This is a genomic window from Nonomuraea sp. NPDC001699 (genome assembly GCF_053596455.1).
Genome location: NZ_JBSFGF010000019.1, coordinates 141,054 through 152,457, shown reverse-complemented (window position 1 = coordinate 152,457; position 11,404 = coordinate 141,054). Strand labels below are relative to the sequence as shown.

Below are 11,404 nucleotides of genomic sequence, written 5' to 3'. Positions count from 1 at the left end.
AACTTGAGGTCAACTGCCGATCTTCTTGCCCCTGCCGTGCCAGACCACCGCGACCGACGGGCGCGGCTGGTCACCGTCGGGCCAGCGGCTGGCCGGGTTGTCCGGGGTCGCGCCGTCCAGCTCGCCCGGGTGCTGCACGGCCACGAACACGCTCTTCTGGTCCGCGGTGACCAGCGGCCCACAGGTCTCCGCGCCCAGCGGGACCGTGAGGAACTGGCGCAGGTGGCCGCGGTCGGAGCCGCGTACCGGCATGACGAACAGGCCGTCGTTGCTGCCGAGCTGGTTGCCGTCGGTGGAGATCCACAGGTTGCCGTCGGCGTCGAACGTCACGTTGTCCGGGCACGAGATCGGCGAGACCCTGGTCTTGTCGAAGCCGGCGAAGTAGGTCGCGGGGTCGTTCGGGTCGCCGCAGATCAGCGGGAGCGACCAGGCGAAGGTGGTCTCGCCGGCGTCGTCGCGCCGCTCGGCGATCTCCAGGATGTGGCCGTGCTTGTTGGACGCGCGCGGGTTGGCCTCGTCCACCTGGGCGGCGGTGCGGTTGGAGTTGTTGGTCAGGGCCACGTAGACGCCGCCGGTGACCGGGTTGCGCTCCATGTCCTCGGGACGGTCCATCTTGGTCGCCCCGACCTTGTCGGCCGCCGTACGCGTGTGGATCAGCACCTCGGCCGCGGTCATGCCGTCCACGTACGACCTGTCGCCCGACACCAGCGGGATCCACTGGCCCGAGCCGTCGAACAGCCCGTCGGAGGGCGGCTTGCCGGATCCGTCGATCTCGGCGGCCGGGCTGTCGCCGGTGAACTTGGCGACGTACAGGGTGCCCTCGTCCAGCAGGGCGCGGTTGTGCCGGTCGAAGCCGGGGATGTACCGGTTCTTCGAGACGAACTTGTAGATGTACTCGAAGCGCGAGTCGTCACCCATGTAGACGACCAGGCGGCCGTCCCTGGCCAGGGTGGTGTTGGCGGCCTCGTGCTTGAACCGGCCGAGCGCGGTGCGCTTGATCGGCGTGGAGTCGGGGTCGAACGGGTCGATCTCCACGATCCACCCGAACCTGTTGGCCTCGTTCGGGTGCTTGGCCAGGTCGAAGCGCTCCTCGATCCGGTCGAACCGGCGACTGCTCGCCGGGGTGCTCGTGGTGATCGTGTAACGCGAGATGTACGGCCGCTGCGCCTCGGGCACCTTGTCGCCGTTGACGAAGTACTGGTCGAAGTTCTCCTCGGCGGTCAGGACCGTGCCCCAGGGGGTGGAACCGCCCGAGCAGTTGTTCAGCATGCCGACCGGCGCCAGGCCCTTGGGGTCGGCGGCCGTCCTGAGCAGGTCGGAACCGGCGGCGGGGCCGGAGAAGCGCATCGGCGTCTGCGCCGTGACGCGCCGGTTGTAGCGGCGGCGGCCCTTGGTGGTGAGCTTCCACTCGCCGGTGCCGTGCGCCCGCTCGATCTCCACGACCGAACCGCCGTGCGCGGCCAGCGCGATCCTGATCTGCTCCTCGGTCGCGGCCGCGCCGCCCGTGTAGCCGCGGAACATCAGGTTCTCGTCGGTGTACTCGTGGTTCACCCACAGCAGGCCGCGGTTGTTGCCCATGGGGAAGAACGTCACGTAGTCACAGTTGTAGCCGAACTGCTTGTTCTGGGCGTCGGCCGTCTGGTTGTCGAAGTCGAAGGCCGGCGCGCCGGGCAGCACCGGGTCGCCCCAGCGCACGACCACGGAGGAGTTGTAGCCGTCGGGGATGCGCAGCGCGTCGTCCTTGTTCGGCGGCACGGAGGTGAAGGCGATCCCGCCACGGCCGCGCAGGCTCTCGGCGGCAGGCGCGGCCGCGGTCTCGGCCTCCGCCCCCGGCTCGTCGGCGAACGCCGGAACCGCACCCGCCACGCCGACGCCCGCCACCAGCGCGCCGAGCGCGCCCGCGCGCAGCATGCCGCGGCGCGACAGCGCCTCCTTCACCACGTCGCCGAAGTAGGCGTTGCCCGTCGTGTTGGCCACGTCGTGCGCGCACGCGTTCCCGCAACGGAACTGACAGGTCAGAGCGGATCGGCCACCTTTGTGCGGGGTGGAAAGCAGCGGCAGCAGCCGCCCCGCCTCAGGGTTCGCCACAGGTCCTCCAGATATGTGCGCAGTTGTACGGCGGGGACGTTACGGTCGCCGACGAAACCCGAGGTGAACGACGACCTCCGTCCCGGTGAACGCTTCCCGCGAGACAATGGACCCGTGCCACCACGCAAGATGGACCCGGAGAAGTTGCGCGCGGCCCTCGACGGCCAGCTCGTCGCCCTCGACCAGCCGCCCTACGACGGCCCCGCGTCGGCCCTGCCCGACGCCCTGGTCGCGGCGGTGCTCACCGCCTACGACCGCGGGCTCGTCCCCGAGCGCGACGCGGCCAGGCAGGCGGTGCGCCACCTGCTGGAGAAGCTGGCCGCCGCGGCTCCCGGCCGCACGGTCGAGGTGCGCGTGCCGCCTTACGCCGCCGTCCAGGCCATCCCGGGCCCCCGCCACACCCGCGGCACGCCGCCGAACGTGGTGGAGACCGACGCCCGTACCTGGCTGGAGCTGGCGCTCGGCCGACTGACCTGGGACGAGGCCATGGCCAGGGGCTCGGTCGCGGCGAGCGGTTCCCGCGCCGACCTGTCAGCCCACCTGCCGCTCTAGCGTCCCCTGCCCATCCAGGGGAACTTGCTCTCGAAGCACTGGTCGGCGAGCTGACCGGGAAGATCGCCACATTCCTGGACCACCTTCCAGAACCAGATCGCGACGATCGCGAACAACACCAGCGAGAGCACGCTGATCACGATCCCGGCGATGGCCCGGCCCCTGCCCACCCGCTTGGCGAGCGCCACGCAGCCGAAGACGATCGACAGGATCGCGGTGAGCACGCCGGTGAAGCAGACGAACACCAGGAACGGGCTCGCCACGCCCAGCACCAGCGAGGCGGTGGCGAGGCCGCTGCCCGGTGGCGAGGGCGGCTGGGTGCCGTAGGGGCCGTACTGGCCGTACGGAGGGCTTCCCGGGGGCGGGCCGTAGCCGGGCGGGCCGCCGTAGGGGCTGGAGGGGGTGGTCCCGGGGACGGACGTGTCCCGTCCGCCTTCGTACGAGCCCGCTGGGCCCTCGTACGGGCCCCCCGAGGCGCTGGGCCCCCCGTAGGCGCCCTCTCCCCCGTACGGCGCCCCTGGCCCCGCCCCGCCTCCTGCGCCTGGCGTGCTCGGCGTTCCCGGCGTGCCGGGGGCCTCCGGCGGGCCGCTTTCCTTGCCGGGCTGACCGCGCAAGGGGGTGGTCGTCTCGGAGGGGGTGCCGCCCGGGGCGGGGGGCGGCTCCTCGGGGCCTCCGGCCGCGTGGATGCCGGCGGGAGGGGGTTCGAAGGTGGGCACGTCGCCGTACTCGTAGCGGGACGGCGCGGGCCGGCCCGGTTCCTCGTCGGGCTGCGTGCCCCAGCCCGGGTAGGCCGGGGTCGCGCCGGGCATCGGATAGACCTGCGTCTCCTCCGCGTCCCCCCTGCCCCAACGCGCCTCCCCCGTGTCGCCGACGGCCGGCGCCGGTGTCTCGGGCGAGGTGGGCAGGTCGGGATGGTGGGGCTGTCCCGTGGGCCTGGGCTCGTGCGTCGGCGGCACGTCGGGCGGCGGCACCACGGGCGGCGCGGGCGCGATCGGCTCCTCGCCCTGCGGCTCCTCGCCCTGCCGTTCCCCACCCTGTCGCTGCTCGCCCTGTCGCTGCTCGGCCTGACGTTCGTCCTCGAACGGCCACTCGTCCGCCCACCGGCCGCCACCGGCCTGTTCCCCGGCCCCTTCGCCCTCATGCCGCCCGCCGCCGGGCCGGCTCCCCTCTCCGTGGCCGGCTCCGTGGCCGGCTCCGTGGCCGGCTCCGTGGCCGGCTCCTTCGCCGGGGGGCCCGCCCGCCCGTCCAGGCGCCGGCTCGTATCCAGGGACGTGGTCGGGGTCGGCGGCGGTCTCCGCCTCCTCGGCCGTCCCCTCTCGCCACCATTCGGGTGTGTGCTGCGGCGGAGCGTGTTCGGGCCGGCCCTCTTGGGGGTGGCCTTCGCGGTGCTGCGGGTCCTGCCCCTCGCGGGGCTCGTTGGGGTCCCCAGGTGTGGTCACGTCTGCGTCTCCCGACGGGTCTGCATGCCGGATACTTCACCCTTTCGCGGAGGGCATCGGCTATAGCGCACGACACGGTAAGACGGGTGCCATCCTTGGGTCACCATGCGCCAAAGCGGCAGGCGGCGGGCAAGATGAGTGCATGCTGGACGAGACCCTGACGTACGCCCTGATCATGGTCATGAAGACCCATCGCAACCGGATGGCCGCCGCCCTGGCGCCACTGGGCCTGCACGTGGGCCAGGAGCTCCTGCTCAACCAGCTGTGGCGGCAGGACGGCCTCACCCAGAGCGAGCTGATCGCCCGTCTGGGCGTGGAGCCGCCGACCGTCACCAAGACCCTCCAGCGCCTCGAACGCGTGGGCCTCGTCTACCGCTCCCCCGACCCCGACCGCCCCCGGGTGGGCCGCGTCCACCTGACGGAGGCGGGCAAGGCGCTGCGCGAGCCGGTCGAGGAGATCTGGGCCAGGACCGACGAGGAACTCCAGCAGGGCCTGAACGACGCCGAACGCCACCTCCTGGCCCGCCTCGTACGCGCGATCCCCCAATAGCCCGCTTCACCAAGAGCGAAACCCCCTTGCCGGAAGGGATCAAAAGCGACTTAGCTGGCTAATTAGTCGGCTAATCAGAAAGAGGCATCCCCATGCACGCGTTCATCACCGGCGGCTCCTCCGGCATCGGCGCCGCCACCGCGCTCGCCTACGCCAGGGCCGGCGCGCGGGTCACCATCACCTACAACACCGGCCCCGGCCGCGCCGCCGAGGTCGTCAAGCGCATCGAGGAGGCGGGCGGCGAGGCGACGGCCGTCCACCTGGACCTGGAGGACCACGCCACCATCGCGCCCGCCGCCGCCCAGGCGGGCCCGGTGGACGCCCTCGTGCTCAACGCCGTCCGCTGGGGCACGATCATGCCCAACAGCATGGACTTCGAGGACGTCCCCGCCGCCGAATGGACGGCCGCCCTGCACGCGAACGTCGTCGGCAACGCCCTGCTGGTCCAGGCCGTACTGCCCGGGATGAGAAGGAACGGCTTCGGCCGGATCGTCTTCGTCTCCTCGGGCGCCGCCGAGGAGGGCCGGCCGGGCCCGGGCCCGTACGGCACCGCCAAGATGGCCCTGCACGGCATGGCCCGAGCCCTGGCCTGGGAGGCCGGCGGCGACGGCATCCTGGTCAACGTGGCCGTGGCCGGGCTCACGATCACCAAGGCCGAACGCCCGGTCACCCAGGAGGCCCTCGACCGCATCGCCGCCCGTACGCCGAGCCGCAGGCTCTCGACCGCCGACGACATGGCGGCACTGATCCACTTCCTCGGATCGGCGGCCAACCGCAACGTCACCGGAGAGTTCGTCCGCGACGGTTCCAACGCCGGCAGATCGTCCCACGCCGGCTGATGGAGCACCCGGGTGTGCGAGCACGGAAGCCCGCAACCTAAACTGAGGCATGTGCTGAAGGGCGACGGCCGGCTCGGCCATGACCTGGACCCCCACGACCGCGCTCCCAAAGACGCCTGTGGCGTCTTCGGCGTATGGGCACCAGGCGAGGAAGTTTCCAAACTCACCTACTACGGGCTGTACGCGTTGCAGCACCGCGGCCAGGAGTCCGCGGGCATCGCGGTCAGTGAAGGCAGCCGCATCCTCGTCTACAAGGACATGGGCCTGGTGGCCCAGGTCTTCGACGAGTCGGTGCTCGGCACCCTCCGCGGCCACCTGGCCATCGGTCACTGCCGTTACTCCACCACCGGTTCCAGCGTGTGGGAGAACGCCCAGCCGACCCTCAGCTCCACCGAGGTCGGCGGGCTCGCGCTCGCGCACAACGGCAACCTGATCAACACGCCGGAGCTGGCCGAGCGCCTGGCTCCCGGCTCCACGAGGGCGACCACCGACACCGAGGTCCTGACCTCGCTGCTCGCGCAGGACCGCACGCGTTCCATCGAGGACTCGGCGGCCGAGCTGCTGCCGCAGGTCAAGGGCGCGTACTCGCTCGTGTTCATGGACGAGAAGACCCTCTACGCGGCCCGCGACCCGCAGGGCATCCGCCCGCTGGTCCTGGGCCGCCTGGAGCGCGGCTGGGTGGTGGCCTCGGAGACGGCGGCCCTCGACATCGTGGGCGCCACGTTCGTCCGCGAGATCGAGCCGGGCGAGCTGCTCACCATCGACGAGGACGGCGTCAGGTCGCGCCGCTTCGCCCTGCCCGACCCCAAGGGCTGCCTGTTCGAGTACGTCTACCTCGCCCGCCCCGACACCACGATCGCGGGCCGCGGCGTGCAGGTCACCCGGGTCGAGGTCGGCCGCGTGCTGGCCCGCGAGCACCCGGTCGAGGCCGACCTGGTCATCCCCACGCCCGAGTCCGGCACCCCCGCCGCCGTCGGCTACGCCGAGGAGAGCGGCATCCCCTACGGCCAGGGCCTGGTGAAGAACTCCTACGTGGGCCGCACGTTCATCCAGCCCTCGCAGACCATCCGCCAGCTCGGCATCCGGCTCAAGCTCAACCCGCTGCGCGAGGTCGTCGAGGGCAAGCGCCTGGTGGTCGTCGACGACTCGATCGTGCGCGGCAACACCCAGCGCGCCATCGTGAAGATGCTGCGCGAGGCGGGGGCGCGCGAGGTGCACGTCCGCATCTCCTCGCCGCCCGTGAGCTGGCCCTGCTTCTACGGCATCGACTTCGCGACCAGGGCCGAGCTGATCGCCGGTTCGCTGTCGGTCGAGGAGATCCGGGCCTCGCTGGGCGCCGACTCGCTGGGGTACATCTCCCTGGAGGGCCTGACCAAGGCCACCACCATCCCCGCCGAGCGGCTCTGCCGGGCCTGCTTCGACGGCTCGTACCCGATCCCGATCGACCAGGACAACGTGGGCAAGTTCGTGTTGGAGAGCAAAGCGTGAGCACATACGAGGCCGCCGGCGTCGACATCGAGGCGGGCGAGCGCGCCGTCACCCTGATGAAGGACAAGGTGGCGCGGGCCCGCCGGCCGGAGGTGGTCGACGACGCCAGCGGCTTCGCCGGGCTCTTCGACGCCTCGGCGCTGCTGCGTTACCGGCGTCCGCTGCTGGCCTCCTCCACCGACGGCGTGGGCACGAAGGTCATGATCGCCCAGCGCTACGGCAAGCACGACACGATCGGCATCGACCTGGTCGGCATGGTCCTCGACGACCTGGTGGTCTGCGGGGCCGAGCCGCTGTTCATGACCGACTACATCGCCGTCGGCAAGGTCGTGCCCGAGCGCGTCGCCGAGATCGTCGGCGGCGTGGCCGAGGGTTGCCGTCTGGCCGGCGCGGCGCTGGTCGGCGGCGAGACCGCCGAACACCCCGGCGCCATGGGCCCCGACGAGTACGACCTGGCCGGAGCCGGCACCGGCGTGGTCGAGGCCGACGCCATGCTGGGCCCCGACCGGGTCCGCGAGGGCGACGTGGTCCTCGGGCTCGCCTCCTCCGGCATCCACTCCAACGGCTACTCGCTGGTACGGCACGTGCTGCGCGAGACGTCGCTCTCGCTCGACGCGGTGCTGCCCGAGCTGGGCCGCCCGCTGGGCGAGGAGCTGCTGGAGCCCACCCGCGTCTACTCGCTCGACTGCCTCGACCTGGCCCGCAGGTCCGAGGTGCACGCCTTCTCCCACATCACGGGCGGCGGCCTGGAGGCCAACCTGTCGCGGTCGCTTCCCGGCCACCTCGACGCGCTGCTCGACCGCTCGTCCTGGACCCCGCCCGCGATCTTCGGCGTGCTGGCCGGGCACGGGCGGATCGCCCAGAAGGACATGGACCGCACATTCAACCTCGGCGTGGGCATGGCGGCCGTCGTGCCCCCCGGCTCGGTCGACGAGGCGATCCGCCTGCTCGGCGAGCGTGGGCTCGACGCGTGGGTGCTGGGCGAGATCGTCCAGGGCTCGGGCCAGGCCCGCTACCGCTGACCCTCTTGGGGGCCGGACCTGGTTCGGTCCCCACGTCCGGTTCCCGGTCAGGCCGGCTTGTGGCGCCGGTAGTGGCGGGCGACGCGCACCCGGTTGCCGCACAGCTCGGGTGAGCACCAGCGGCGCCGGGGGTGGGCGGGCAGGAAGATCATGCGGCACCGGGGGCCCTCGCAGGCCCGGATCCGGCTCGCCGCCGGATCGGTGAGCAGGTCGGCCGCGGCCTCGGCGAGCTGCGCGAGCAGGCGGGCGAGCCGGTCGCCGTCCCTGCGCGTGCCCTTGGCCGGCCCGGCGTCCGTCACGTCCAGATGCCCGTACGCGGGCGCGGCGCGCATCGCGTCGTTGATCGCCCCGACCGCCTCGCCGGACGGCCCCTCACCCCGGCGTACGGCGTCGACCGCCGCCTCCACGTGTGCCCGCAGTTCCCGGACCGCCCCCAGCTCCTCCGCCGCGAACGGCCTCTCGACCGCCGCGAGCCGGCCCGCCTGACGATCGATCCAGTTCGCGAACCCCTCGGGCGTGTCGAGAACGTCGAAGTCGTGGGCACGGGTGTTCACCAGGTCCAGCGCGAGCGGCTCACCGGTCAGGAACTCCATGGTTCCTAATGGTACATCCAGCCCCATGACGCGTTAGAAATGCGATGGGAGAACCCGACACTCAGACTTCATGCCGACCGGCGGGCATGACTGCGCCAGCACCGGCCACCCACGCCGATCAAGCGGGACGACGCCTTCTCCCCGGAGCCGGGCACGCACGCCTACCCGCGGGACCCGCCGGACACGCTCGACACCGGGCGCTCAGCACCAGAAACCACTCAGCGCCGGAAGAGAGGATCGCCAAGATCGCGGGCCCTCTCGACCGCACGCAAGCGTGACGAAAGCCTCACGGTTGCCCGTGAGGCCCGACGATCATGAACGAGGATCCGGCAGCACGCCGGACCCTCGGCCACGTCACTCTGAAGAACGGCTATCGGCGACCGGAAGGACGGTCGTCCTCGTCGTCCCCGGAGCCGTAGTCATCGGCGTAATCGGCATAGCGATCCGCCAGCTCATCGTTGAGGTCGTCGGCGTCGTCATTGCTGGAGTCGCCGACCCCGAGTTCGTCGCGAAGTCGGTCAAGATCCGTGCCACCGCTGTTGTACTTCAGCTGGCGAGCAACCTTGACCTGCTTGGCCTTTGCTCGGCCGCGCCCCATTGGCTCGACCCCCTCGTGTGGGATCGTCCCCGACCCCTCGTCGCTAACGCACCACACACTGACGCCGCCTGACTTTGGACGTCAGCCTATCGTTCGCCTATTACCGTACCTGTTTTGTGCCCAGCTCGGTACGTCGTATGGGCGTGGGGCGTCAGTGGCCCAGCCAAATGGCCCTAATACGCCCGACTTCCGACATTCTGCGCTCGGCTAGCCTATCCGCTGCCACAGCCGGAGGAACGCCCTCGTCCGCCGCGATCCCGAAGATCTTCAGGGTCGTGTCGTAGATCTGGGTCGCCTTCGCCCTGGCACGATCCATGCTGAAGCCCTCGATCTCGTCGGCGACCTGGATGACGCCGCCGGAGTTCACCACGTAGTCGGGCGCGTACAGGATCCCGCGGTCGGCCAGCTGCTTCTCGACCCCGGGGTGGGCGAGCTGGTTGTTGGCCGCGCCGCAGACGATCCTCGCCCGCAGTCCGGCCACCGTGGCGTCGTCGAGCGCGCCACCCAGCGCGCAGGGCGCGAAGACGTCGATGTCGGACGTAGTCAGCGCCTGGGCGTCGGCGACCACCTCGACCTCGGGGTACCGCTGGCGCACCCGCTCGACGGCCCGCGGGTCGACGTCGCAGATCACGACCTCGGCCCCGTCCTCGCGCAGGAGCTCGACCAGGCGGTGGCCCACCTTCCCGACCCCTTCGACGCCGACCCGCCTGCCGTGCAGCGACGGCGTGCCGAAGACCCGTTCGGCCGAGGCGCGCATGCCCTGGAAGACGCCGAACGAGGTGAGGACGGAGGAGTCGCCGGCGCCGCCGTGGGCCAGGGTGCGGCCGGTGACGTGGCGGGACTCCCGGGCGACGATGTCCATGTCCTCGCTGAAGGTGCCGACGTCGCAGGCGGTGATGTAGCGCCCGCCGAGCGACTCGACGAATCTGCCGTAGGCGCGCAGCAGCGCCTCGCTCTTCTGCCTGGCCGGGTCGCCGATGATGACGGCCTTGCCGCCACCGAGGTCGAGACCGGCCAAGGCGTTCTTGTAGGACATGCCCCTGGCCAGGTTGAGCACGTCGGCCAGGGCCGCCTGCTCGCTCTCGTACGGATAGAACCTGGTGCCCCCGAGCGCGGGGCCGAGGGCCGTGTTGTGGACGGCGATGATGGCACGCAGGCCGCTCTGCTCGTCTGCGCAGAAGACGACCTGCTCGTGGACGTCCTTGTGGGACGTGCCGAAGACGTCGGTCACGGTAGTGACTCCCTGTCCGGCCCGCCGCACCTTCGCGGCGGGGATCACTCTCAGACTAGTAAGCCTCAACGGTGCACGCAGGTGCTCTTCGTGACACGATGCCTCCGTGCTGCCCTATGCCGCCTACCTCCGCGTCTATGAGCCACTGACCGCGTTCGCCGAGTCCGAGCGCAAGCTGTGGGCCGACTACGCCGACTCACGTGACCGTCCGCGCCGGGCGAACGCGCTCAACGCGGAGCACGGCGAGTCGGTCATGCGCCTGCTCGGCATGCCCCCTGAGCCCGTTCCCGCCCAGGAGAGCCCCAATGCCTATCTGCGGCGCGTTGAGGACCGTTTGTACGTGTGTCCCTGGCAGACCCGGTTGCGGTCCTGGCTGGCCTTCTCACGGCTTCGTGGCGCCACTCCTGTGAAGCTGATGGACCGGCTCGTGCCCAAGGCCATCGCCGAGCAGACGGCCGACGACTTCGACCGGTTCAAGCGCCGGGCCGGTTCGTCCGCCTTGCGTACGCACATTCGCACCACGGCGTGGCATGTGCCGCCATCGTGGTTCGTACCGTTTGATGGGAACGAGCGCTGGCTGGTGCTCGGCTCCTCCACCCCGGGACAGGACGTGACGACCGCTACGGGCCGTAACCTCATCTACGTCACCTCCATGGCACAGGCCAGGAGGCGGGCCGCCCGCGCCCTCAACGTGATGCGCCGGCACCTCGGCGACACGTCGTCCAACCTCGACGTGGAGGACATCGCGCGCTGGCTGGAGGAGTTCCACCCGCACTCGCTGGTCGAGCTCGACTACGGCGGCCTGGTCCGTCTGATGAACGACGACGCGCTTCAGGCCGACCAGTCGGTTGCTGAGCTTTCGGCCGCTTTGACCGGTCTGGACACGGGTCAAGAAGAACTTGCCTATGCCATGTACCAGCGCGTCATCCTTCGGTGGAAGTCAATGCAACAGCTGGAATCAGCCAACTGAGCCCCAAAACAACCGTCTGACCTGCATGAGTAGG

The 11,404-nt window shown here is 71.0% G+C and carries 11 protein-coding genes; 6 read left to right on the top strand and 5 right to left on the bottom strand.

Features of this window, described 5'->3' with window-relative positions:
* Nucleotides 1-9 precede the first annotated feature (9 nt).
* Entirely contained in the window at nucleotides 10-2,088 is a 2,079-nt protein-coding gene (locus tag ACWCSU_RS39315; protein WP_449941923.1) for a PhoX family protein, read from the bottom strand.
* A gap of 129 nt (nucleotides 2,089-2,217) precedes the next feature.
* Here ACWCSU_RS39315 and ACWCSU_RS39310 point away from each other — a divergent pair, with 129 nt between their 5' ends.
* Nucleotides 2,218-2,640: a sterol carrier family protein gene (locus ACWCSU_RS39310; RefSeq protein ID WP_364101302.1), complete on the top strand. Its 423-nt coding sequence runs from the start codon at nucleotides 2,218-2,220 to the stop codon at nucleotides 2,638-2,640.
* Here ACWCSU_RS39310 and ACWCSU_RS39305 read toward each other — a convergent pair.
* Nucleotides 2,637-4,079 (bottom strand): hypothetical protein, encoded by a 1,443-nt coding sequence (locus ACWCSU_RS39305; RefSeq protein ID WP_449941922.1) that lies wholly within the window; start codon nucleotides 4,077-4,079, stop codon nucleotides 2,637-2,639. The two genes, ACWCSU_RS39310 and ACWCSU_RS39305, sit on opposite strands and share 4 nt — an antisense overlap.
* A 142-nt stretch (nucleotides 4,080-4,221) precedes the next feature.
* On the opposite strand from ACWCSU_RS39305, the gene ACWCSU_RS39300 reads away from it, so the two are divergent.
* The 4 genes from ACWCSU_RS39300 to purM all read left to right on the top strand — a co-directional run bounded on the left by ACWCSU_RS39300 (nucleotide 4,222) and on the right by purM (nucleotide 7,978).
* On the top strand, nucleotides 4,222-4,629 hold the full coding sequence (locus tag ACWCSU_RS39300; protein ID WP_357708057.1) for a MarR family winged helix-turn-helix transcriptional regulator: 408 nt from the start codon (nucleotides 4,222-4,224) through the stop codon (nucleotides 4,627-4,629).
* Nucleotides 4,630-4,721: 92 nt separating this feature from the next.
* Nucleotides 4,722-5,468 carry an SDR family NAD(P)-dependent oxidoreductase gene (locus ACWCSU_RS39295; protein ID WP_449941921.1) on the top strand — a complete coding sequence of 249 codons (747 nt, stop codon included), beginning with the start codon at nucleotides 4,722-4,724 and terminating at the stop codon, nucleotides 5,466-5,468.
* A gap of 51 nt (nucleotides 5,469-5,519) precedes the next feature.
* Complete coding sequence (purF, locus tag ACWCSU_RS39290; RefSeq protein WP_357708055.1) at nucleotides 5,520-6,956, top strand: amidophosphoribosyltransferase; 1,437 nt, start codon at nucleotides 5,520-5,522, stop codon at nucleotides 6,954-6,956.
* Nucleotides 6,953-7,978 carry a phosphoribosylformylglycinamidine cyclo-ligase gene (gene purM, locus ACWCSU_RS39285; RefSeq protein ID WP_357708054.1) on the top strand — a complete coding sequence of 342 codons (1,026 nt, stop codon included), beginning with the start codon at nucleotides 6,953-6,955 and terminating at the stop codon, nucleotides 7,976-7,978. Before purF ends, purM begins: the two co-directional genes overlap by 4 nt.
* Before the next feature lie 47 nt (nucleotides 7,979-8,025).
* Here purM and ACWCSU_RS39280 read toward each other — a convergent pair whose 3' ends face one another.
* The 3 genes from ACWCSU_RS39280 to ACWCSU_RS39270 form a co-directional block, all read right to left on the bottom strand.
* Nucleotides 8,026-8,571 (bottom strand): CGNR zinc finger domain-containing protein, encoded by a 546-nt coding sequence (locus tag ACWCSU_RS39280; protein WP_449941920.1) that lies wholly within the window; start codon nucleotides 8,569-8,571, stop codon nucleotides 8,026-8,028.
* Nucleotides 8,572-8,941: 370 nt separating this feature from the next.
* A complete protein-coding gene (locus ACWCSU_RS39275; protein ID WP_357708052.1) occupies nucleotides 8,942-9,169 on the bottom strand; it encodes a DUF3073 domain-containing protein in 228 nt (75 codons plus the stop codon).
* 151 nt (nucleotides 9,170-9,320) lie between these two features.
* The gene (locus tag ACWCSU_RS39270) at nucleotides 9,321-10,400 is read right to left on the bottom strand and encodes a Leu/Phe/Val dehydrogenase (RefSeq protein WP_357708051.1); all 1,080 of its coding nucleotides are present in this window, start codon (nucleotides 10,398-10,400) and stop codon (nucleotides 9,321-9,323) included.
* Nucleotides 10,401-10,506: 106 nt separating this feature from the next.
* Here ACWCSU_RS39270 and ACWCSU_RS39265 point away from each other — a divergent pair, with 106 nt between their 5' ends.
* Nucleotides 10,507-11,370, top strand: coding sequence for a hypothetical protein (locus ACWCSU_RS39265; protein WP_357708050.1), 864 nt, complete (start codon nucleotides 10,507-10,509; stop codon nucleotides 11,368-11,370).
* Nucleotides 11,371-11,404 lie beyond the last annotated feature (34 nt).